The following is a 21,667-nucleotide window of genomic DNA, read 5'->3' as shown; positions in this document are numbered from 1 at the left end:
TGTTTCGTGCGTGCGCGCGCGTGTAGCGTGACCGCGTGGACCTGGGTGACGAGCAGCCGACGCAGCACGAGATCGGGCGCCGCACCTACATCGTGGCGCAGGTCGAGCCGCTCGACGTCGACGGCGTCCGCACCACCGAGGTCGGTACGGCGCTGTGGCTGCTCGGCTTCCTCGGGCTGCTGCCCTTCTGGGGTGCCCTGGAGGACAGCGGTCGCACCTGGTGGCTGTGGACCTGCCTCGCCGGCTTCGGCCTCGGCCTGTGCGGCCTGGAGTACTGCCGTCGCCGGCGCAAGGAGCGCGCCTCGCAGCAGGCGGTCCGGTGACCACCCCTCCGACCCGCTGGGAGCTCGCCGGCGAGGACAACCGCGGCTACGGGCAGCACTTCGCCGACCTCGTCGGCCGGGGCGTCGACGTCGCGGGCGAGGCCCGGCTCGCCGACGCCCTCGTCCCCCGGGGAGCCCGGGTCGTCGACATCGGCTCGGGCATGGGACGCGTGGCGGCCGCACTGGCGGCCCGGGGCCACGACGTCGTCGCCACCGAGCCCGACCCCGCGTTGCGCGCCCAGTCGCTCGCGACGTACGCCGACCTCGAGGTGCTCCCCCACGAGGCGCTGGCCCTCGACCCGGGCGAGCTCGGCACGTTCGACCTCGCCGTGCTCGTCGGCAACGTGATGATCTTCCTCGCCGAGGGCACCGAGCGGTCCGTGCTGGCACGCGTGCGCGACCTGCTCGCCCCGACCGGACGGGCGCTGGTCGGCTTCCACCTCCAGGCCGTCAAGGCCGGCAGCCGCACCTACCCGGCCGCCGAGTTCGTCGCCGACGCGGAGTCGGTCGGCCTGCGGGTGGTGCACCGGTTCGGCAGCTACGAGCTGCACGAGCCCGTCGACGACTACGCCGTGTGGGTCCTCGCCCGCGGCTAGAAGGACTCGAGCTCGTCCTCGGCCAGGGTGTCGAACACGTGGTCGGGGAGCGGGACGGGCTGCTGCTTGCGCGCGAGCTTGACCTCGGAGTGGGCGCCGCAGCCGTGGTCGAAGGTGACCACGCGGCCGTCGTCGTTGGCGTTGCCGTTTGCGCAGACCCCGAAGCGCATCGAGAGCGACCCGTTGAGGCGGACCAGGAAGCCGCAGGACCAGCAGGTGTCCGGCGCGCTCTTCGCCAGCGGGGAGTCGGGGCCGCCGGGCCCGGCGTACCAACGCTCGGCCGCCATGTCGAGACCCTCGCGGCTCAGCGTGCGCACCCGGCCGAGGCCGAGGTCCTCGGCCACGCGTCGCACCTGCGCGCGGGCGTCGCCGTCGAGGGGCGTGTCGAGCGGGTCGTCGCCGACGAGGTAGGTCGGGACCAGCCGGACGTCCTCGTCCTCCACGGGCAGCAGGTCGCCGGGCGACAGGTCGCCGGGCTGGAGCCGCTCCTTGTAGGGCACCCAGTCGGGCGCCACGATGGCGTCCTCGCCGGGCAGCAGGACGACCTCGTTGACGGTGAGGTCCTTGCCGCGCTTGGCACGGGTCATGGTCACCGACCAGTACCAGCCCGGGTAGCCCGGACGGGTGCAGGCGAAGTGGTGGGTGACGACCCGCTCCCCCTCGGCGCGGGCGCCCAGGTGGTCGCCGAGGTCCGCCGGCTCGGCGACCTCGAGGACGACGCTGCGCGCCAGCTCCACGGCCTTGGCGAGGACCGAGTCGGGCTTGCCGGCACGAGTGGGGAGAGCGATCACCTGCGCATCATGGCAAATGGTCGGTGGCCGTGTCCCGTCGGGGACCGCCGACGCGGTCTGGCCTGCGGGTGTCGGGCGCCCAGGTGGAGGCGGTAGGTCAAGATGGTGCTCGTGACCTCCGACCGCCACGATCCCGCCGTGGGGCAGCAGTCGGGGCAGTCCGAGACGGCCACCGACGCACCCCGCACGGATGCCGCTGCGCCCCGCGCGGGCGTCGTACGGCGCTCGCTCGCCGGGGCCGCACGGGGGGCCCGGGCCGCCGGCCGGGGCGCGCGCGTCGCCGGCCGAGGCGTCGGCACCGCCGGCCAGTTCACGGTGTCGCAGGCGCGCCGGGCGGCCCGCGCCGAAGGGGCCGGCGACTCCGGCCTCTCCCGCCTCATCGAGCTGCACGCCTTCAACGCCGCCGGCGACGCCGCGGTGGCGATCTCGCTGGCCGGCACCCTCTTCTTCCAGGTCCCGACCGGCGAGGCCCGTGGCCAGGTGGCCCTGTTCCTGGGCCTGACGATGCTGCCCTTCGCGATCGTGGCGCCGCTCATCGGACCGTTCCTCGACCGCTTCAGCCACGGTCGCCGGTGGGCCGTGGGGGCGACCATGGCGATCCGGTGCTTCCTGTGCTGGGTGCTCGCGACGGCGGTCGTCACCGAGTCGGGCTGGCTGTTCCCGGCGGCGCTGGGCTGCCTCGTCGCCTCGAAGGCCTACGGCGTCACGCGCGCCGCCGCCGTGCCGCGGCTGCTGCCGCCCGACCTGACGCTGGTCAAGGCCAACGCCCGGGTCTCGCTCGCCGGCGTCGTGGGCGCCGGGGTCTCCGCCCCGCTGGCGATCCTCGCCTCCACCTTCGGGCCGGAGTGGTCGCTGCGCTACGGCTTCGTCGTCTTCGTGCTCGCCACCATCTGGGCGATCCGGCTGCCGGACAAGGTCGACGCCAGCCACGGCGAGGGCGAGATGGTGCTGACCGGGTCCACCGAGGCCGGCCGCACCGGCCGTCGCCCGCGCACCCGCATCCCCGGGGCCGTGGCGTTCGCGCTGCGGGCCAACTGCGGCCCGCGGTGGCTCTCGGGGTTCCTCACCATGTTCATGGCGTTCCTGCTGCGCGACAACCCCATCGGCGAGTGGCGCCCCGAGGTGCTGCTCGGCCTGGTGATCGGCGCGGCGGGACTCGGCAACACCCTCGGCATCACGATCGGGTCACTGCTGCGCCGCATCAACCCGGCCGTGACGGTGGCGCTCGCGCTGCTCGCCGACGCCGTGGTCGCGACCCTGGCCGCGGTGTTCTACGGGCTCGTCACCCTGGTGCTGCTCGGCCTGACAGCGGGCCTCGCGCAGGCGCTGGCCAAGCTCTCGCTCGACTCGACGATCCAGCGCGACATCCCCAGCCGGATCCAGGCCAGCGCCTTCGCCCGCTCCGACACGACGCTGCAGCTGGCGTGGGTGATCGGCGGGTTCGTCGGCATCGCGATGCCGCTCATGCCGCAGCTCGGCCTCGGCATCGCCGCCGGCGTGCTGGGCGTGTGGGCGGCGTTCGTGCTGCTGAGCCGGCCTGACCGGGCGGCGGCTCCGGCGCGCACCTGAGCGACGCAGGCGCCTGGGACGTCGTGGGACCGGCGGGGACCGGCGTGGGACCGGCGCGAGCGGCTCAGGCGTCGAGCTCGTCGGCGAGGGCGCGCAGCACCTTCGCCGTGCCGCGTGCGGCCGCCCGCTCGGGGTGCCGGCCGCGGCGGTAGGTCTCCTCGACCCCCTCGAGCATCTTGATGAGGTCCTCGACGATGGTCACCATCGCCTCGGGCTGCTTGCGCTGGGCGTTGCGCTGGTTGCGCGCGACGGACGCGGGCGCGTCGAGCACGCGGACCTGCAGCGCCTGGTCGCCGCGGCGGCCCTGGGCGATGCCGAACTCCACCTTGGTGCCGGCCTTGAGCGTGGTCGTGCCCTCGGGCAGCGCGTCGGCGTGGACGTAGACGTCCGGACCGTCGTCCTGCGACAGGAAGCCGAAGCCCTTCTCCGCGTCGTACCACTTCACCTTGCCACTCGGCACGGTCCACCCCACTCAGCTCTGCGCTCGGCGCTGCACTCGGTGCCGCGCGGAACCACGCGGCGGGCACAGGATAGGGGGCCGCACCGACCCCCGACCAACGGGTTGTCGACCGGGGGGCTTTGATCTGGTGGCGCCGGTGCTGGGACCATGGGAGGCTCGGGGGCTCCGCCGCGGGGGCGGTGGACGAGACGGACGACCAGGCGGGAGAGACACGTGCGGACAGGACGGACGAGGCGGTTGCTCGGCTACGGCGCGCTCGCGCTCGCCCTCGGCCTGTCGGTGCCCGCCGTCGCGACCGCCGACGACGTGCCCCTGACCCCGGCTCCCGGTGAGCTCGCCCTCGTCACGCTGACCGGCGCCGGCACCTCCGCCGGGCGCGCGGAGGCGTCCGAGCTGCTGGCCGAGCAGGACGCCGTCCTCACCGCCATCGGCGCGGGCGAGCCCGTCTACCGCTGGACCACCGCGCTCAACGGCTTCGCCACCCGGCTCACCGCCGAGCAGCTCGCCGCCCTCGACGACCAGCCGGGGGTCGCGTCGGTCGAGCCCGACTCGATCCGCCCGCTGGCCGGACGCACGTCCCTGGCAGCCGTCCGCGGCGCCGCCACGAGCCCCCGCCTGCGGGGCGGGGCGGGCGTAGTGATCGGCGTCGTCGACTCCGGCATCGCGCCGGAGTCGCCCGCGTTCGCCGTGGTGCCGGGTCTGGGCGCCGACCCGGAGGCCTTCGCCGGTGCGTGCGTGGAGGGTGACGGCTGGACCCCTGACGACTGCACGCGCAAGATCGTCGGTGCCCGCTGGTACGTCGACGGCTTCGGCGCCGACCGGGTGCGGTCGTCGGAGTCGCTGTCGCCCCGCGACGACCTCGGCCACGGCACGCAGGTCTCCTCCGTCGCGGCCGGCAACGCCGGTGTCAGCGTGCGGGTCGACGACCGCGACGCCGGCTTCTTCGGCGGGGTCGCGCCCCAGGCGCGGATCGCCGCCTACAAGGCCTGCTGGGGAGCACCCGACCCCGCCGACGACGGCTGCTCGACCGCCGACGTCGTGTCGGCGGTCGACGCCGCGGTCGCCGACGGGGTCGACGTCCTCACCCTCGCCCTCGCCGGTGGCGTGCGCATCGACACCCTCCAGATGGCGCTCCTCGGCGCGGCCGAGGCCGACGTGGTCGTCATCGGCGCGTCCGGCAACGCGGGCCGGTCGTCGTACGCCGCCCACGCGGCCCCGTGGGTCACGACCGTCGGCGCCGCCGTGGGTCGGATGCCGCGGGCCACGGTGACCCTCCCCGGTGGTCGGTCGTGGTCCGGTGGCGGACGCCCGTCGACCCTCCGCGGGCGCGCCGTGCTGGCCCAGGACGCCGCGGCTCCCGGGGCGTCGCGACGCGCGGCCGCGCAGTGCCGGCTCGGGGCGCTCGACTCGCGGCTGGTTGCCGACCGGGTGGTCGTCTGCCAGCGCGGGGCCATCGGGCGCATCGACAAGTCCGAATCCGTCGCGCAGGCGGGCGGTCGCGCGATGGTCCTGGTCAACCGGCGGCCCGGCTCGGTGACCGCCGACCTCCACTCCGTCCCCACCGTCCACCTCCCGGCGTCGGCTGGTCGACCGTTCAGCCGCTGGGTGTCCCGCCACCCCGGAGCCCGGGTGACGCTGTCGCGGGTCGACGGCGACCCCGGCACCCGGCGCACCGCTCGGTGGAGCGCCTCCGGCGACCCGCGCGGGACGCTGGTCAAGCCCGACGCCACGGCCGACGGCGACGCCGTGCTGGGCGCCCTGCCGGACTCCACCGGGCGCAGCTGGGGCGTCTTCAGCGGCAGCTCGGCCGCCACCGCCCACGCCAGCGGGCTCGCGGCGCTCGTCCTCGGCGAGCACCCCGACCGGTCGGCCTCGGTGGTCCGGTCGCTCCTGACGACGTCGGCCCGCCCGATCCCGGGCTCCTCCGTCCTGGACCAGGGCGCCGGGGCCCTCCCCGGCCGCGCACCGACCGCGCACCTCGCCCTCGAGGTCGCCCCCGAGCAGTGGCGCCGCGCGATGCGTCGCCACCGCCTCGCGCGGCTCAACACGAGCTCCCTCCTGATGCCGGCGCGGCAACGGCGGGCCGTGCGCACCGTGACCAACGTCGGCTCCCGCCCGGAGTACTTCTCCGTCACCGCCCGCGGCTTCACCTCGCACCGCGTCCGCGTGCAGCCCCTGGCCGTGCGTCTCGCGCCCGGCGAGTCCGCCGACTTCACCGTCACGGTCTCCGGTCCCACTGCCCCCGGCCGTCTCGACGACGGCATGCTGGTCTGGCGCGGTGCCCGCGGGGGCGTCACCCGGCTGCCGGTCGCGCTGACCCGCTGACCCGGCTCCTCCGCCCCGACGCCGTACGCCGACGGGCCGCCGCCCCGGAGGGACGACGGCCCGCGCGGGGCGTGAGGGGCTCAGTCCTGGAGCACCCGGTCGTGGCGCAGCGAGCTGGCCCTGGTCTCCTGGGCGACCAGCACGGCGACGATCGTGATGACCGACGCGATGGTCATGTAGATCGCCACCTTGGGCACGTTGCTGACCCCGGCGCTGGCGTCGCCGAGCAGCTCGATGGCGATGATCGGGGCGAGGGCGCCGGCGAAGATCGACGCGAGCTGGTAGCCGACGGACGCGCCGGTGTAGCGCACCGAGGTGCCGAACAGCTCGGAGAAGAAGGCCGCCTGCGGCGAGTACATCAGCGCGTGGAGCATGAGGCCGACGACGATCGCGAGGATGATCTTGCCCTCGGAGCGGGAGGCGATCAGGTCGAAGAAGACCCACGACCAGGCCGCGACGCCCACGGCGCCGACGAGGTAGAGCGGGCGACGGCCGACCCGGTCGCTGAGCGCCCCGACCAGCGGGATGGTCACGAAGTGGACCACGGAGCCGATGAGCAGCGCCTTCAGGATCAGCGACTTGTCGTCGGCGGTGCCGGCGTAGATGGTGAGGAACGAGATCGAGATGATCGTGAACAGGTAGTAGGAGATGTTCTCGGCCATGCGCATGCCCATGGCGACGAGGACCTCCTTGGGGTACTTCCGGAACACCTCGACCAGCGGCAGGTGCGGGGTCTCCTTGGTCGCCATCTCGGCCTTGGCCTCGGCGAAGACCGGGGACTCCTCGATGGAGAGGCGCACCCAGAGGCCGACGCCGACGAGCACGGCGCTCAGCAGGAACGGGATGCGCCAGCCCCAGGACTCGAAGGCGGCGTCGGACTGGACGGCCGCGAGCACCCACAGGACACCGGTGGCGAGGAGGTTGCCCAGCGCCACGCCCGCCTGCGGCCACGACGACCAGAACCCGCGCTGCGAGTCGTCGCCGTGCTCGGCCGCCATGAGGACCGCGCCGCCCCACTCGCCACCGATCGCGAAGCCCTGCAGCAGCCGGCAGGTCAGCAGCAGCAGGGGCGCGGCGACGCCGATGGAGGCGTAGGTCGGTAGCAGGCCGATGGCGAAGGTCGCGATCCCCATCAGGAAGAGCGACGCGACCAGCATCTTCTTGCGCCCGACCTTGTCGCCGAAGTGCCCGAACACGACGCCGCCGAGCGGGCGGGCGAGCGCCACCCGGCGCCGAGGAGCTCGCCGATGCGCTCGAGGCGCTGCGTCACCGTGTTGGGGTGGACGTGCAGGTCGGCCGCGGTGTCCTTGAGGTGGGCGCCGCTGGCGAACCAGGCCTCGAGGGTGTCCACCAGGCCGGTCCCCCGGCGCTCGTCCCACGCCCGCACCGGACCGATCGTCGCCTCGATGAACGCGGTGACGTGCTCGCGGTCGTTGTCGCCGAGCAGCAGGCGCGCGACGCCGAGGCCGGCGGGGTCGCTCACCGCGCCGCGGCGGCCCAGGCGTACCAGCGTGTCGAGGCAGCGTCGCGCCTCGTGGTGGGCGGTCACCAGCCGGTCGCCGTGGAGCGCGTCGCTCGTGCCGGCGACCCCGACGGTCGCCACTCCCCCCAGCTCGGCGAGGGCCGTGCGCAGGTCCTCACCGACCTGGTGCGGGTCGTCGCCCGGCACCACGACGACGACGGCGCCGCGGTGCTCGCCCGCGAGCCCGGAGCTGCGTCGCGCGAGCGCCACCGCGGCGCGGCTCGCGCGGTGCCGGTCGGCCCCGTCGACCGACGCGGCGGCCACGACCACCGGACCGTCGAGGCTGGCGCTGTGCCGGCGCAGGCGGTCGCGCAGCCGCTCGCGCGACGCGGGGTCGGGCTCGAGCAGGTCGGCGAGCAGCTGGCCACCGAGGCGCTCCTCGGCATCGGTGACCGACCGGGCGAAGAGCAGCACGAGCGCGGTGACCAGCGCGCCGCGCTCGAGCGTACGACGACCGGCGAGGTCGAGCGGCTTGTCCCGGCGCACGACCAGGGTGGCGACGTGCTCGGTGCGGGCGAGGGCTGCGGCGACCAGGCCCGACGCCGTCTCGACCGAGCGGCCCGAGGCCACGGCCTCGGCGACCGCCTCCGGCGCCGCGTCCGGCCGGTCGGGGCCGGCGTCCTCGCCCGCCAGCAGCTCGCCTGCGGGCGTCCACACCGACACCGCGCCACCGAGCACGCCGGAGAGCACGTGCGCCACCTCGGCGACGCCTCCTCCCCCGATGAGCAGGTCGGTGAGCCGGTCGTGGGCGAGCGCGGCGGCGTCGACCGCCTCGGTGTGCCGGGTGAGGGAGCGGTTGGCCTCGTCGAGCTCGGCGAAGAGGCGGGCGTTCTCGAGCGCCACCACCGCGTGCGCCGCGAACGAGGTGAGCAGGCTGACCTCCGACTGCGGGAACCGGCGCACGGACCTGTGCACCGCGAGGAGGGCCCCGATCACCACGCCGTCGAGCACCAGCGGCACCCCGAGGATGGCGCGGATCTGCTCGCCGGCCACGGCCTCGTCGATGTAGCCCTGGTGGACGAACCGCTCGTCGGCGGCGTAGTCCTCGGTGAAGTAGGCCGCGCCCGTCTGGGCGACCAGGCCGAGCAGGCCGGTGCCCAGCGGCAGCCGCAGGGACTCGAACTCGCGGGTCAGCGCGCCGTCGGTGACCTTCATGTAGGACGCGCCGTCACGCTCGTCGTTGAGGGAGAGGTAGGTCATGTCGCAGTGCAGCAGCTGGCGCGCGCGGCGCACGATCGCCGCGAGGATCGTGTCGACGTCGCGGATCGCGGTGAGGTCGGAGGCCGTCTCGTAGAGCGCCGACAGCTCGGCCTCGCGCGAGCGCATCCGGCTCATCAGGTCGCGCAGCCGGAGGGCGACGTCGTACTCCGAGCGCAGCAGGGCCGCCTCGGCCTCGCCGGCAGCCGCCTCCCGCTCGGCGAGGTGCTCGTCGAAGGCGGCCAGCGGCGCCTCGTCGTAGAGCAGGTCCAGGAAGGTCGGCACGTCGCCCATCCTGCCCCGTCGGGGACGCGGGGCCTCAGCCCTCCCGGGAGAGGACCATCTCGCGGTCGCCGTAGACGACCTTGTCGCCGTGGACCAGCGCCGCCGGCTTGCCCGGCGCGAGCTGGCGGGAGACGCCCTGGCGCACGAGCAGGGTGCCGTTGGTCGAGCCGCGGTCCATCACCACGATCGTCCCGTCGGGCGCCGGGCCGAACTGGGCGTGCGTCTTGGAGACCGACATGTCGGACGAGGCCAGGGGGATCAGGTGGGCCACCTGCTCGCCCGCGCGCGGCTCAGGACGTCGCCCGACCAGCGCGAGACCGGCGATCACGAAGCTCTCGCCGTTGTCGAAGTGCACCCGCCAGCGCGGCGGGGTCATCGGGGTCCCGGGCGGCGCCTGCCGGGCCGGCGGCGGGGTCCACTGCTGGTCGGGCACGCGCGGGGGCTGCTGCCTCGGGGGCTGGACCGGCTGGTGCTGGACCGGCTGCGGCTGCTGCGTGGGAGCGGGCTGCCGCGCCGTCGCCGGAGCGGCGACCGGAGCCGGGGTCGGGGCCGGGGCCGCGGTGGGGACCGAAGCGGGCCGCGCGAGGTCGGCGGGGAGCGGCTGGCGGCGCACCGAGTGCTCGGAGCGCTCGGGCGTCCTCACCGGCTCGACCGGCGGGGCGGGCACCAGCCGCATCGCCGTCAGGTTCACGATGTGGCGCGGACCCTCGTCGACCTCGCCGTCGGCGGCCTCGACGACGGGGCGTACGTCGACCACGACCGTGTCGGTCACGTGGTCGTGCCAGCCGCGACGCTGCCGGCCGCGGTCCTCGACCGCCGTCCAGGCCAGGGTGGCCAGGCCGATGCCGAAGGTGGGCAGCCCGGCGACGCCGAGCACCAGCGAGCGGAGCAGGGCCGGGCCGACGCCGATCGGGGTGCCCGTGCCGTGGTGCACCACGCGCAGGCCCGCGGCCGCCTTCCCGGGCGAGCTGCCGGTGAGGCCGACCACGACGGCGAGCACGAGCCAGAGCAGCGCCGTCGCGCCGGCGGTCACGCCGACCACGGTCCACGGGTCGTCGGACACGTAGACGGCCGTCACGACGCCGACGCCGGCGATGAGGGTCCAGGCGAGGAGCCGGTCGACGGCGAAGGCGGCGAAGCGTCGTTCGAGCTGGGCGACGGGGTAGGTCACGGGGTGGGTCATGGCCTGCTGGGCGGGAGGGGGGTGCTGGGTCACGGGGGGGTCTCGGTGGGTGCTGCTCAGGGGTTGGTGACCTGGATGGTGACACCGTCGCCGAGGTCGAGGACGGCGCCGGGGATCAGGCTGACGGCGATGCCGGGCTTGAGCTCCTCGGCGTCGAGGCCGGGCTGGGCCAGGACGGTGCCGTTGGTGGAGCCGAGGTCGGTCGCGACGGCGGAGCCGTGGTCGGCGCCGGCGCCGGGGCGGATCTCGAGGTGGGTGGAGGAGATCTCCTGGTGCGGGCTGGGCACGGTCACCACGTGCGGCTGGTCGTGGGAGGCGAAGCGTCGCGCCTCGGGCGCGCGACCCACGAGCACCGTGCGGTCGACGGACACGACGTCACCGGTGGAGAAGACGAGGGACGCGACCGGCTGGGCCACCACGTCGGGGCCGATCTCCTGGCCGGGGATGGGCGGGCGCTCGAACTCGGGGTGGGGGGTGCCGACCTGCGTCTGGCCGTCGCGGTCGGACCAGTCGTCCTGCACGGCGGGGGTCTCGCCGGTCGGGGTCGGGTCGTCCTCGGGCGACCCGAACTGCAGCGGCGCGGCGGGGGTGGCAGGGGCGGGCTCGTCCGGCGCGGACTCGACGGCGGGCGCCTCGGCCACGGGCTCGTCCTCCACGGCCGGGTCCTCCACGACCGCGTCCTGCACGGGCTCGTCGCCCACGGGCGCCTCGGCCACGTCAGCCGCCTCGGCGGCGGGCTCGTCGGGCGCGGACCCGCCGGCGGCGGGCGCGGACGGCGTACCGAACTCGACGGCCGAGACCCGGGCCAGCCCGGGGGTCAGGCGGTGGTCGGCGGAGCCGTCGCCGGTCAGCGTCACCCGCACGCTGGAGACGCCGGCCAGGACCTGCTCGGCCCAGGTGGTGCCGGGCGCGGCGGTGAGGATCTCGTCGCCGCCCGTGGAGGAGACGGTCGCCGTCGGGGCCCCGCGCACGATGAGGCGGGTCGCGTCGTCGTCGTGGGCGACGAGGGCGAAGTGGTCGAGGGTGGACAGGCCGCCCGCGAGCAGGGCGTCGAGCAGGACGTCGGCCCCGGCACCGGAGTCGGCGAGGTCCCACAGCGTGGCCACCCGGCCGCGCTGGCTGCCGGGCAGCAGGACCGTCACCCGGTCCCCGACCACGGCATACCAGTCCCCCGGCGCGAACCTGGCCTCAGTGCTCACAGTCGTCCCCCCAGCTTGGATTCGAGACTCTCGAGCTGGCGCCGGGAGTCGTAGGTCGCGTCCTTCACCAATCCCACCACATCGACGACGACCGCCGTGGCGTTGTCACGACCCCCGGCCGCCACCGCCGCGCGCACCAGCGCGTCGGCGGCGTCGCGCGGGTCGGCGACGGACTCGAGGATCTCCTCGATCTCCTCGTCCTCGATCATCCCGGTCACGCCGTCGCTGCAGAGCAGGAGGCGCTCGACCGAGCCGAGGGGCAGGAGGAAGAAGTCGGGCTGGATGCCCTCGGGGCTGCCGAGCGCCCGCGTGATGACGTGCCGCTCGGGGTGGACTGCGGCCTCCTCGGACGTGATGTGCCCGGAGTCGATCAGCTCCTGGACGACCGAGTGGTCCACGCTCACCTGCTCGAGGCGTCGCTCGACGATCCGGTAGATGCGGGAGTCGCCGAGGTTGGCCAGGAGCCACTTGGTGACGCCGTCGTCGACGACGAGCACCGCCACGACCGCGGTGGTGCCGGCGTGCCAGCCCGGCTGCAGCGCGCGGTGGGCGTCGCCGTAGTCGACGATGCGCGCCTGCGCCCGGGTGAAGGCGTCGGCGACGAGCTCGGCCCCGCGCTGCGGGTCGTAGGACTCGGCGAGGCGCTGGAACTCCTCGACGACCATCTGGCTCGCGACGTCGCCGCCGGAGTGGCCGCCCATGCCGTCGGCGACGACGAAGACGGGAGGGGCGACGAGGTAGGAGTCCTCGTTGACCTTCCGCACCAGTCCGACGTCGGTCGACGCCCCGTGGTGCAGATCAACGTCCAGCATGTCGGCCCTCTTCGCCCCGTGTCGAGATGTGGGGCCGCGGTGCCGACCCGCCGAGTAGCGTAAGAGGGATGTCCAGTTCAGGGCGGACGACACCCGCACGCACCCTCGCCGAACAGCTGCGCAGCTGGCCGGACGAACGGCTCGTGGCGCTGCTCAGGGCCCGTCCAGATCTCGCCACACCCGCCCCTCAGGATTCCTCGCAGCTGGCCTCGCGGGCTGCCACACGGTCGTCGATCCATCGCGCCCTCGACGGCCTGGACCGCCTGGAGCTTTCCGTGCTTGATGCCCTCCTGGTCGCTGGTCAAACCACTTCTGCCGAGCTGATCTCGATCGTGCACGCCGACGAGGAGCGCACGGCGGCGGCGCTGCAGCGACTGCTCGACCTCGCGCTGGCCTGGGAGGCTCCCGGCGGCGTGCGGGCGCTGACCGGCGTGGCCGACGCGATGCGGGGCATGCCGGGCCTGGTCAGCGGCCTGCGCCCGTCGAGCCCCGAGCCCGCGCGCCCCGACGAGGTGGCGGCGCGGATCGCCGAGCTCACCCCCGCCGCGACCGCGCTGCTGCGCCACGTGGACGACCACGGCGGCGAGGGCACGACCGGCTCGGCGCGCCGCACCGTGTCGCCGGCCGAGGCCCGGTCGCCGGCCGAGGAGCTGATCAGCCGGCGGTTGCTGGTGCCGCGCGACGGTGACGCCGTCGTGCTGCCGGGCGAGGTGGGGCTCGCGCTCCGCGGGGGCCGGACGACCCGGGAGCCGGTCGACGAGGTGCCGCCGCTGGCGACGTCGCCGCGGGAGGCCACGATGGTCGCCCGGACCGCGGCCGGGGCGGCCTTCGACGTCGTACGCCGCGTGGAGCTGCTGCTCGACCACTGGGGCGTGCAGCCGCCGAGCGTCCTGCGCAGCGGCGGGCTCGCCGTCCGCGACCTCAAGGCGGTGGCCCGCGAGCTGCACGTCGACGAGCCGGGGGCCGCCCTGGTCGTGGAGGTCGCGCTGGCCTCGGGCCTCGTCGCCGAGGCGGCCGACACCGACGGCACCCCGTCCTGGCTGCCCACTGACGAGTTCGACGTCTGGTCGGGCCTGCCGCTCGCCGAGCGGTGGGCCCGCCTGGTGGGCGGGTGGCTGGCCAGCAGCCGCGTGCCGTCGCTGGTCGGGTCGCGCGACGCGGCCGGCAAGTCCTGGAACGCACTCGCCCCCGAGCTCTCCAGCGGGTTGTCCGAGGAGGCGCGCCGCCTGGCGCTGCAGGGGCTCGCCGAGGTGCCCGAGGGCGAGGTGCTCGCGGTGGGCACCGGCATCGCCTCCCTCGTGCAGCGCATCGCGTGGCTGCGTCCGCGCCGGCCGACGGTGTTCGCCGACCTGGTCACCGCGGCGCTCACGGAGGCGGCCGTGCTGGGCGTGACCGGTGCGGGGGGCCTGCCGCCCAGCGGTCGGTGCGTGGCGGCGGGCGACCTGCCCGCGGCCGCCGAGGCGATCGCCCCCCACCTCCCCCGCCCCGTCGACCACGTCCTCCTGCAGGCCGACCTCACGGCCGTCGCCCCGGGCCCGCTCGAGACCGAGGTGGCCCGCCGCCTCCACTTGCTCGCCGACGTCGAGTCACGCGGCGGTGCGACCGTCTACCGCTTCACCTCCGCCTCGTTGCGCCGCGGCTTCGACGCGGGGTGGTCGAGCGGCGAGGTGCGCGCGTTCCTCCACTCGGTCTCGCAGACGCCGGTGCCGCAGCCGCTCGAGTTCCTGGTCGACGACGTCGCCCGCACCTTCGGCTCCGTGCGGGTCGGTCACGCCGAGGCGTTCCTGCGCGCGGACGACGAGGCGGCCCTGGCGGCCCTTGTGCACGACCCGCGCGGGCGGAGCCTGGGCCTGCGCCTGCTCGCTCCGACGGTGGCGATCGCCACCTCGCCCCTCGACGTGCTGCTGCCCCGGCTCCGGGAGTTGGGCGCCGCGCCGGTCGTGGAGGCCGCCGACGGCACCGTCCGGGTGAGCCGGCCCGACCTCCAGCGCGCCCGCACCCGGCGCGGACGGCGCCCGGCCGGAGCGGTGGAGGCGCGACGCGCGGCACAGGTCCAGGCGGTGGCGACGGCCATCCGCGCCGGCGACCGGGCCGAGGCGTCCCGGCCCGCCAGCGCGGAGGCCACGACGACGACCCCCTCCGGTGCACTGGCCGCCCTGCGCGAGGCGATCGAGGCCGGCAGCACCGTGGTCATCGGCTACGTCGACAACCACGGCGCGACCGGTGAGCGGGTCGTCGACCCGCGCCGCCTCGACGGCGGTCGGCTCTCGGCCTACGACCACCGTGCCGACGACGTCCGCGAGTTCGCCGTCCACCGCATCACCGGCGTCCGCCACGCGTGAACGACGCTCCGTCCGGCTCCGTACACTTGAAAGATGGACTTCATCCGCTACGCCGAGCGCGCCGCCGCGCTCGTCAACGCCGACCTCCACGACGAGGAGGCCCTGCGCGAGCACCTCGCCGACCGCTCCTGGCTGCACCGGTCGGTCGTCGCGGCTGACGTGGAGTCCGTCCGGGCGTTCCAGACCGACCTGCGGCCCGTGTTCGAGGCCTCCGACGTCGACGACGTGGCACTGGTCGTGAGCTCGCTCAACGACCTGCTCGCCGACCACCCGGTCACGCCGATGATCTCCGACCACGACCCCGACAACCTCCACATGCACGTCGCCAACAAGGCCGCCTCCGTCGCCGAGCTGCTGATCGGCGAGGCACTCATGGGTCTGGCCAACCTGGTCTGCGACCTGGGCGCCACCCGCCTCGGGACCTGCTCGGAGCCTCGGTGCGACCACGTCTACGTCGACACGTCCCCCAACCAGTCGCGCCGCTACTGCTCGGACCGGTGCTCCTCGCGCGCCAACGTCGCGGCGTTCCGGGCGCGGCGTCGGGCCGAGCTGGTGCGCGACGACCAGCCCGGCCGAGCGGCGGCACGATGAACGACGGTCCCCTGATCGTCCAGTCGGACAAGACGCTGCTGCTCGAGGTCGACCACCCCTCGGCCGTGGAGGCCCGCAAGGCGATCGCGCCCTTCGCCGAGCTCGAGCGCTCGCCCGAGCACATCCACACCTACCGCCTGACACCGCTCGGGCTGTGGAACGCCCGCGCCGCGGGGCACGACGCCGAGCAGGTCGTCGACGCACTCCTGACCTGGTCGCGCTACGCCGTGCCCCACGCGCTGCTCGTCGACGTCGCCGAGACGATGGGACGCTACGGCCGGCTGCGGCTGGAGAAGCACCCCGTGCACGGGCTGGTGCTGTCGTCCACCGACCGCCCGGTCCTCGAGGAGGTGCTGCGGGCCAAGAAGGTGGCCGGGATGATCGGCTCGCGCATCGACGACGACTCCGTCGCGGTCCACCCGAGCGAGCGCGGCAACCTCAAGCAGGCGCTGCTCAAGCTCGGCTGGCCCGCCGAGGACTTCGCGGGCTACGTCGACGGCGAGGCCCACGCCATCGACCTCGCGGAGGACGGCTGGACGCTGCGGCCCTACCAGCGCGAGGCCGCCGACTCCTTCTGGGACGGCGGCTCGGGCGTCGTCGTGCTGCCGTGCGGTGCCGGGAAGACGATCGTCGGCGCCGCCTCGATGGCGCACGCCCGCGCGACCACGCTCATCCTCGTGACCAACACGGTCAGCGCGCGCCAGTGGAAGGACGAGCTGGTCGCCCGCACGTCGCTGACCGAGGACGAGATCGGCGAGTACTCCGGCGCCGTCAAGGAGATCCGTCCGGTCACCATCGCCACCTACCAGGTGCTGACGACGAAACGGAAGGGCGTCTACCCGCACCTCGACCTCCTCGACGCCCGCGACTGGGGGCTCATCGTCTACGACGAGGTCCACCTGCTGCCGGCCCCGATCTTCCGGATGACCGCCGACCTGCAGGCACGGCGCCGGCTCGGGCTCACCGCCACCCTCGTGCGCGAGGACGGGCGGGAGGGCGAGGTCTTCTCCCTCATCGGGCCCAAGCGCTACGACGCTCCGTGGAAGGACATCGAGGCGCAGGGCTACATCGCTCCCGCCGACTGCGTCGAGGTGCGGGTCAGCCTGCCCGACGGCGAACGCCTCGCCTACGCCACCAGCGACCCCGACACCCGCTACCGCCTCGCCTCGTGCACCCACGCCAAGATCGACGTCGTACGACGCCTGGTGCGGCAGCACGCCGGCCAGCCGACCCTGGTGATCGGGCAGTACATCGACCAGCTCGACGAGATCGCCGAGATGCTCGACGCCCCGGTCATCAAGGGCGAGACCCCGGTCAAGGAGCGGCAGCGGCTGTTCAACGCGTTCCGCTCCGGGGAGATCGGGCTGCTCGTGGTCAGCAAGGTCGCCAACTTCTCCATCGACCTGCCCTCGGCCGAGGTCGCGATCCAGGTCAGCGGGTCGTTCGGATCACGGCAGGAGGAGGCTCAGCGGCTCGGGCGCCTGCTGCGGCCCAAGACCGAGGGGCGCAGCGCGCACTTCTACACGATCGTCTCCCGCGACACCGTCGACGCCGACTTCGCACAGAACCGGCAGCGGTTCCTCGCCGAGCAGGGCTACGCCTACCGCATCGTCGACGCAGGCGACCTGACCGCCGAGCCGAGCTGACCCGCGTCGACCACGTGCCGACAGCGGAGCCCGGAGCCGGTGGGTGCGGCCCCGGGCTCCACTGTCGTGGCCCGGATCAGGCCAGGGTGCCGGCGTCGATCACGAAGCGGTAGCGCACGTCGGAGGCGAGCACGCGCTCGTAGGCCTCGTTGACCTGGTCGGCGCGGATCACCTCGACCTCGCTGACGATGCCGTGCTCGGCGCAGAAGTCGAGCATCTCCTGGGTCTCGGCGATGCCGCCGATCATCGAGCCGGCGAACGTGCGACGGTTGGAGAGCAGCGAGAACACGTTGAGGCTCAGCGGCTCGGCGGGCGCGCCGACGTTCACCATCGCGCCGTTGACGGCGAGGAGGCCGAGGTAGGCGCTGACGTCGATCTTCGCGCTGACGGTGTTGATGATGAGGTCGAACGAGCCGGCGAGCGCCTCGAAGGTGTCGGGGTCGCTGGTGGCGAAGTAGTGGTCCGCGCCGAGGCGCAGGCCGTCCTCCTGCTTCTTCAGCGACTGCGACAGGACGGTCACCTCCGCGCCCATGGCGTGGGCGATCTTGACCGCCATGTGGCCCAAGCCGCCGAGGCCGACGACCGCGACCTTCTTGCCGGGACCGGCCTGCCAGTGCTTGAGGGGCGAGTACGTCGTGATGCCGGCGCACAGCAGGGGCGCGGCGGCGGCCGGGTCGAGGCTCTCGGGGACGGACAGGACGTAGTCGGCGTCGACGACGACGTGGGTGGAGTAGCCGCCCTGGGTGGTGGTGCCGTCGCGGTCGGTGGCGGCGTAGGTACCGATCATGCCCTCGTGGCAGTACTGCTCGTCACCGTTGCGGCAGTTGTCGCACTGGCCGCACGAGCCGACCATGCAGCCGACACCGACGCGGTCGCCGACGCGGTGGCGGGTGACGTCGGCACCCACCTCGGCCACGGTGCCCACGATCTCGTGGCCCGGCACGACCGGGAAGGGCTGCGGGCCCCAGTCACCGTTGACGGTGTGGATGTCGGAGTGGCAGATGCCGGCGTACTCGATGGCGATGAGCACGTCGTCGGCGCCGACCTCGCGGCGCTCGATCGTGGTGGGAGCCAGCGGCTCGCCGGCTGAGGGGGCTGCGTACGCGTTCACGCGCATGGGATCCGTCCTTCGGTGGGGGGGTGGGTGGTCGTCAGGCGACCGGGTCGTTCGTGACCGCGCGGAGCTCGTCGGCGAGCTGCCGCGCGCGGGCGGCGACCTGCTCGCTGCGCTCGGTGTCGCCGTCCTGGACCGCCTGCCAGTAGGCGATCTTGAGGTCCACGTAGCGCTGGCGGAGCGCCAGTGCGCGCGCCTCGGTCTCGAGCCGCTCCTGCTGCTCGCGCAGGAGCCGCTCCTGGTCGGCGGCCGCGTCGGCACCGAGGCGGTTGTTGGCCATGTAGCGGCGCATGTCGCCGATCGACATGCCGGTGGCCGCGAGGCACGAGACCCACATGAGCTGGTCGAGGTCCTCGTCGCCGTAGACGCGGTGGCCGCTGGTGGCGCCGCGGCTGACCGGGGCGATGACCCCGATCTGCTCGTAGTAGCGCAACGTGCTGGCCGGCAGGCCGGTGAGGGCTGCTGCCTCCCGGATGGAGTAGCGGCGGGGCAGGACGTGGCTGGTCACTGCATCGACGCTAGGAACTTCGAGTACTCGAAGTCAAAGCCGCGCCTGTCAGGCCGGGACGGCTTCGGGCCTTGGCTAGCCTCGACGCGTGACCCTCCGTGACCGCCTCGGCGCCGAGCTGTTCAGCAAGGTGGCCGGCCCCGACGGCCCCCGCAACCGGCAACGCGTCCACGGCACACCCGGCCCGCGGTGGTTCGCACCCGACTCGCCCATCGCCCGCGTGCACGGCGACGCCTCGATGTTCGTCGGCGGCATCCGGGCGATCATGCTGCAGTCCCTGCACCCCGCGGCGATGCAGGGCGTGGCCGACCACTCCGGTTACCGCGGCGACATGTGGGGTCGTCTCGCGCAGGTGTCGACCTACATCGCGATGACGACGTTCGGCACGGAGCGCGACGCGCTGCAGATGATCCGCGCGGTCCAGCGCGCCCACGAGTCCGTCACCGGGACGATGCCCGACGGCACCCCCTACGCCGCCTCCGACCCGCACCTGCTCGGCTGGGTGCACGCCGCGGAGATCGACAGCTTCCTCGTCGCCCACGACCGCTACGGCCACCGGCCGCTCATCGGGCCGGAGCGCGACGAGTACGTCGCCCAGACCGCCGTCGCCGCCGAGCACCTCGGCGTGGTCGGGGCGCCGCGGTCGGAGGACGACCTGAGGGCGACGCTGGCGGCCTACGGCTCCGAGCTGCGCGGCACGCCGGCCGCACAGGAGGCCATCCGCTTCCTCCTGCTGCACCCCGACCTGCCGATCGCCGCCCGCCCGGGCTACCTCGCGCTGGCCTCGGCCGCCATCGGGCTGCTGCCCGCCGACGCGCGACGCGAGCTCCGGCTTCCGCCCGTGCCGCCGGTGACCAACCGCGTGCTCGGCGCCGCGGCCACCCGCACGATCCGCTGGGCGATGGCCTCGGGCCACGCCGAGGCGCGCGAGCTGCAGCAGGCGACCCAGGCGTGAGCCTCGCCGACCGTTGGCCCCTGCTCGACCACCACGCGCTGCGCGACGACCTGCTCGCGGCCTGGGACCGGCCCGGCTACCACGGCCTGCTCCACCTCGAGGAGGTCCTTGACCGGCTCGACCTGCTCGCGGCGGCCGGTGCGCCCGTCGACCCGACCACCGTCGCCCTGGCCGCGTGGTTCCACGACGCCGTCTACGACGGGGCGGAGGACGACGAGGCGCGCTCCGCCGCGTGGGCCGAGCGCGCGCTGCCGGCGACGTACGCCGACGAGGTGGCGCGGCTCGTGCGGCTGACCGCCGACCACCGCCCGGCCGACGACGACCCCGCCGGGGCCGCGCTCAGCGACGCCGACCTCGCGATCCTGGCCGCGCCACGCGAGCGCTACGACGCCTACGCGGCCGGGGTGCGCGCGGACTTCGCCCACGTCGGTGACGACGACTTCCGGGCCGGTCGTGCGGCGGTGCTGCGCGACCTCCTCGAGCGGCCGCACCTCTTCAGCACCCCGCAGGCGCGCTCACTGTGGGAGGACGCCGCGCGGGCGAATGTCGAGCGCGAGCTCGCTGACCTCAGCGGTCGTTGAGCTGGAGGTAGACCGTGAAGCGGTCGTGCCGGTAGCAGGTGCGCGAGACCTCGACGATGCGACCGTCGGAGACGGCGCGGCGGGCGTGGCGCAGCACCGGGTCGCCCTCGGCGACCTCGAGCATCGCGGCCTCGTCGGCACTCGCCCGGTCGGCGCTGATGGAGTCCTCGACCTCGGTGGGGCGCAGGCCGCGGGCGGCGAGCGCCTCGTAGAGGCTGGTGGGGGTGCCGTGCTGCAGGAAGCCCGGCAGGAGGACCTCGTTGAGGTAGGCGTCCTCCACGCACACGATGGCCTGGTCGGCCCGGCGCAGGCGGCGCCAGTGGAGCACCGGGTCGCCCGGCGAGATGTCGAGCGCCCTCGCGACACCGGGGCCCGCCTGCTCGACGCGGGCGAGGAGCGTCTGCGACTCCGGGAGCATCCCGCGGCGGCGGATCTCCTCGGTGAAGGAGGTGAGCCGGCCGGAGGTCCGGGGCGGCTGGGCGACGAAGGTGCCGCGCCCGGGGATCCGCTCGAGCAGACCCTCGGCGACGAGCGCGTCGAGCGCCTGTCGGACGGTCATGCGGGCCACCCCGAAGCGGGCCACGAGCTCACGCTCGGACGGGGCCGCGGAGCCCGGGGGCTGGGCCTCGATCAGGCCCCGCACGTGCTCGCGGACCTGGACGTGCTTCAGCGCCCGCTGGCGCGGGACGACGAGGTCCACGGGTTCCATGTCACTCAGGTTAGGACTGGGCTATACCGGCGGTCTGCAAATTGACCAAGCCTGTGGCGAAGCCTTGACAGTTTCTTGATGTTCGAACGCGTGTTCGACGAAGGCGCTATCATGGGCTCGTGGACTTCCAGACGTCCCTGTTCGCCGATGACACCACGGATTCCGTGGCACTGTCCCCCGAGCGTCGCCTGCTGTCCCACGGAGCGTGGGTCGACGTCCAGCGCGACTGGCTCCCCGACCCCGACGCCGTGTTTTCCGCACTCGTCGAACACGTCCCCTGGCGGGCCGAGCGGCGCGAGATGTACGACGCGGTGGTCGACGTGCCTCGACTGGTCCACACCTACCTCGGCGGCCAGCCGCTGCCCCACCGCGCCCTGGTCGAGGCCCGCGACGCGCTCAGCGAGCACTACCTGCCCGAGCTGGGCGAGCCGTTCGTGACCGCCGGGTGCTGCTACTACCGCGACGGGCACGACTCCGTGGCCTGGCACGGCGACACCATCGGCCGGGGCCGCACGGCCGACACCATGGTCGCCATCGTGAGCGTCGGCGACCCCCGCCGGCTGCTGCTGCGCCCGCGCGGCGGGGGTGCGTCGATCGCCCTGACCATGGGGCACGGCGACCTCGTCGTCATGGGCGGGTCGTGCCAGCGCACCTGGGAGCACGCCGTGCCCAAGGTCGCCCACGCCGGACCGCGGATCTCGGTCCAGTTCCGCCCGCTCGGCGTGTTCTGACTGATACCTCCTCGTGGGAGTCGAGAGCACCGATGGTGGTGCTGATCGTCGTCTTCTCAAGGAGGTGCCCGGATGCGGTTCGTTGGCGGTGAGGGGCAGGCCGGTTTCCTGCGTGTGATGGATCGAGCAGGGCCGGCCCGGACATTGCTGGTCGGCGTCGACGTCGGCAAGTTCGATGCGCTCGCACTGGTCGCTGATGGTCGTGGCGAGCTCCTCGCAGAGCCGGTG

20 protein-coding genes are annotated in these 21,667 nt (G+C 74.4%); 10 read left to right on the top strand and 10 right to left on the bottom strand.

Annotated elements, in window-relative coordinates; translation table 11 throughout:
- Positions 1-35 precede the first annotated feature (35 nt).
- A complete protein-coding gene (locus NCI01_RS16070) occupies positions 36-323 on the top strand; it encodes a DUF2530 domain-containing protein (protein WP_254182517.1) in 288 nt (95 codons plus the stop codon).
- Entirely contained in the window at positions 320-919 is a 600-nt protein-coding gene (locus NCI01_RS16065) for a class I SAM-dependent methyltransferase (RefSeq protein ID WP_254182516.1), read from the top strand. The genes NCI01_RS16070 and NCI01_RS16065 overlap by 4 nt, the downstream gene beginning before the upstream one ends.
- On the opposite strand, the gene NCI01_RS16060 is transcribed toward NCI01_RS16065, so the two are convergent.
- Positions 916-1,710, bottom strand: a complete 795-nt coding sequence (locus NCI01_RS16060; RefSeq protein ID WP_372495184.1) for a DUF3027 domain-containing protein — start codon at positions 1,708-1,710, stop codon at positions 916-918. The two genes, NCI01_RS16065 and NCI01_RS16060, sit on opposite strands and share 4 nt — an antisense overlap.
- A 111-nt stretch (positions 1,711-1,821) precedes the next feature.
- Between NCI01_RS16060 and NCI01_RS16055 the strand changes: the two genes are divergently transcribed.
- On the top strand, positions 1,822-3,279 hold the full coding sequence (locus NCI01_RS16055; protein WP_254182515.1) for an MFS transporter: 1,458 nt from the start codon (positions 1,822-1,824) through the stop codon (positions 3,277-3,279).
- A 64-nt stretch (positions 3,280-3,343) separates the two neighbouring features.
- On the opposite strand, the gene NCI01_RS16050 is transcribed toward NCI01_RS16055, so the two are convergent.
- On the bottom strand, positions 3,344-3,739 hold the full coding sequence (locus NCI01_RS16050; RefSeq protein WP_254182514.1) for a cold-shock protein: 396 nt from the start codon (positions 3,737-3,739) through the stop codon (positions 3,344-3,346).
- 213 nt (positions 3,740-3,952) lie between these two features.
- Here NCI01_RS16050 and NCI01_RS16045 point away from each other — a divergent pair, with 213 nt between their 5' ends.
- Positions 3,953-6,064 (top strand): S8 family serine peptidase, encoded by a 2,112-nt coding sequence (locus NCI01_RS16045; RefSeq protein WP_254182513.1) that lies wholly within the window; start codon positions 3,953-3,955, stop codon positions 6,062-6,064.
- A gap of 80 nt (positions 6,065-6,144) precedes the next feature.
- Here NCI01_RS16045 and NCI01_RS16040 read toward each other — a convergent pair whose 3' ends face one another.
- The 5 genes from NCI01_RS16040 to NCI01_RS16020 are packed head-to-tail and all read right to left on the bottom strand — an operon-like array spanning position 6,145 to position 12,262.
- The gene (locus NCI01_RS16040; RefSeq protein ID WP_254182512.1) at positions 6,145-7,290 is read right to left on the bottom strand and encodes an MFS transporter; all 1,146 of its coding nucleotides are present in this window, start codon (positions 7,288-7,290) and stop codon (positions 6,145-6,147) included.
- A complete protein-coding gene (locus NCI01_RS16035; protein WP_254182511.1) occupies positions 7,197-9,068 on the bottom strand; it encodes a helix-turn-helix domain-containing protein in 1,872 nt (623 codons plus the stop codon). The genes NCI01_RS16040 and NCI01_RS16035 overlap by 94 nt, the downstream gene beginning before the upstream one ends.
- 34 nt (positions 9,069-9,102) lie before the next feature.
- Positions 9,103-10,284: an RDD family protein gene (locus NCI01_RS16030; RefSeq protein WP_254182510.1), complete on the bottom strand. Its 1,182-nt coding sequence runs from the start codon at positions 10,282-10,284 to the stop codon at positions 9,103-9,105.
- 23 nt (positions 10,285-10,307) lie between these two features.
- Positions 10,308-11,450: an FHA domain-containing protein gene (locus tag NCI01_RS16025; protein ID WP_254182509.1), complete on the bottom strand. Its 1,143-nt coding sequence runs from the start codon at positions 11,448-11,450 to the stop codon at positions 10,308-10,310.
- Positions 11,447-12,262, bottom strand: a complete 816-nt coding sequence (locus NCI01_RS16020; RefSeq protein ID WP_254182508.1) for a PP2C family protein-serine/threonine phosphatase — start codon at positions 12,260-12,262, stop codon at positions 11,447-11,449. The genes NCI01_RS16025 and NCI01_RS16020 overlap by 4 nt, the downstream gene beginning before the upstream one ends.
- A 275-nt stretch (positions 12,263-12,537) precedes the next feature.
- Here NCI01_RS16020 and NCI01_RS16015 point away from each other — a divergent pair, with 275 nt between their 5' ends.
- The 3 genes from NCI01_RS16015 to NCI01_RS16005 are packed head-to-tail and all read left to right on the top strand — an operon-like array spanning position 12,538 to position 16,841.
- Positions 12,538-14,604: a helicase-associated domain-containing protein gene (locus tag NCI01_RS16015; RefSeq protein WP_254182507.1), complete on the top strand. Its 2,067-nt coding sequence runs from the start codon at positions 12,538-12,540 to the stop codon at positions 14,602-14,604.
- A 33-nt stretch (positions 14,605-14,637) separates the two neighbouring features.
- Positions 14,638-15,195 (top strand): CGNR zinc finger domain-containing protein, encoded by a 558-nt coding sequence (locus NCI01_RS16010; RefSeq protein WP_254182506.1) that lies wholly within the window; start codon positions 14,638-14,640, stop codon positions 15,193-15,195.
- Positions 15,192-16,841 carry a DNA repair helicase XPB gene (locus NCI01_RS16005; protein ID WP_254182505.1) on the top strand — a complete coding sequence of 550 codons (1,650 nt, stop codon included), beginning with the start codon at positions 15,192-15,194 and terminating at the stop codon, positions 16,839-16,841. The genes NCI01_RS16010 and NCI01_RS16005 overlap by 4 nt, the downstream gene beginning before the upstream one ends.
- A gap of 76 nt (positions 16,842-16,917) precedes the next feature.
- On the opposite strand, the gene NCI01_RS16000 is transcribed toward NCI01_RS16005, so the two are convergent.
- Positions 16,918-17,958 (bottom strand): NAD(P)-dependent alcohol dehydrogenase, encoded by a 1,041-nt coding sequence (locus NCI01_RS16000; RefSeq protein ID WP_254182504.1) that lies wholly within the window; start codon positions 17,956-17,958, stop codon positions 16,918-16,920.
- A 34-nt stretch (positions 17,959-17,992) separates the two neighbouring features.
- Positions 17,993-18,463: a MerR family transcriptional regulator gene (locus NCI01_RS15995; protein ID WP_254182503.1), complete on the bottom strand. Its 471-nt coding sequence runs from the start codon at positions 18,461-18,463 to the stop codon at positions 17,993-17,995.
- An 88-nt stretch (positions 18,464-18,551) separates the two neighbouring features.
- Here NCI01_RS15995 and NCI01_RS15990 point away from each other — a divergent pair, with 88 nt between their 5' ends.
- Both NCI01_RS15990 and NCI01_RS15985 read left to right on the top strand, forming a co-directional pair.
- Entirely contained in the window at positions 18,552-19,418 is an 867-nt protein-coding gene (locus NCI01_RS15990) for an oxygenase MpaB family protein (protein ID WP_254182502.1), read from the top strand.
- Complete coding sequence (locus tag NCI01_RS15985; protein WP_254182501.1) at positions 19,415-19,999, top strand: HD domain-containing protein; 585 nt, start codon at positions 19,415-19,417, stop codon at positions 19,997-19,999. Before NCI01_RS15990 ends, NCI01_RS15985 begins: the two co-directional genes overlap by 4 nt.
- Here the strand turns inward: NCI01_RS15985 and NCI01_RS15980 are convergent.
- Entirely contained in the window at positions 19,986-20,708 is a 723-nt protein-coding gene (locus tag NCI01_RS15980) for a GntR family transcriptional regulator (RefSeq protein WP_254182500.1), read from the bottom strand. The genes NCI01_RS15985 and NCI01_RS15980 overlap by 14 nt on opposite strands.
- A gap of 119 nt (positions 20,709-20,827) precedes the next feature.
- Between NCI01_RS15980 and NCI01_RS15975 the strand changes: the two genes are divergently transcribed.
- Entirely contained in the window at positions 20,828-21,439 is a 612-nt protein-coding gene (locus NCI01_RS15975) for an alpha-ketoglutarate-dependent dioxygenase AlkB (RefSeq protein ID WP_254182499.1), read from the top strand.
- Positions 21,440-21,667: the final 228 nt, after the last annotated feature.

Origin of the sequence: Nocardioides pinisoli, from assembly GCF_024199985.1 — a bacterium.
Classification (GTDB): Bacteria; Actinomycetota; Actinomycetes; order Propionibacteriales; family Nocardioidaceae; genus Nocardioides; species Nocardioides pinisoli.
Note: the sequence above shows the minus strand (reverse complement) of the source record. Positions and strands in the feature narration are given on the sequence as shown.

Coding starts and splice junctions, on each gene's coding strand:
- NCI01_RS16020 (WP_254182508.1), bottom strand. CDS start 12,262: ATGCTGGACGTTGATCTGCACCACGGGGCGTCGACCGACGTCGGACTG.
- NCI01_RS16010 (WP_254182506.1), top strand. CDS start 14,638: ATGGACTTCATCCGCTACGCCGAGCGCGCCGCCGCGCTCGTCAACGCC.
- NCI01_RS16005 (WP_254182505.1), top strand. CDS start 15,192: ATGAACGACGGTCCCCTGATCGTCCAGTCGGACAAGACGCTGCTGCTC.
- NCI01_RS16000 (WP_254182504.1), bottom strand. CDS start 17,958: ATGCGCGTGAACGCGTACGCAGCCCCCTCAGCCGGCGAGCCGCTGGCT.
- NCI01_RS15980 (WP_254182500.1), bottom strand. CDS start 20,708: ATGGAACCCGTGGACCTCGTCGTCCCGCGCCAGCGGGCGCTGAAGCAC.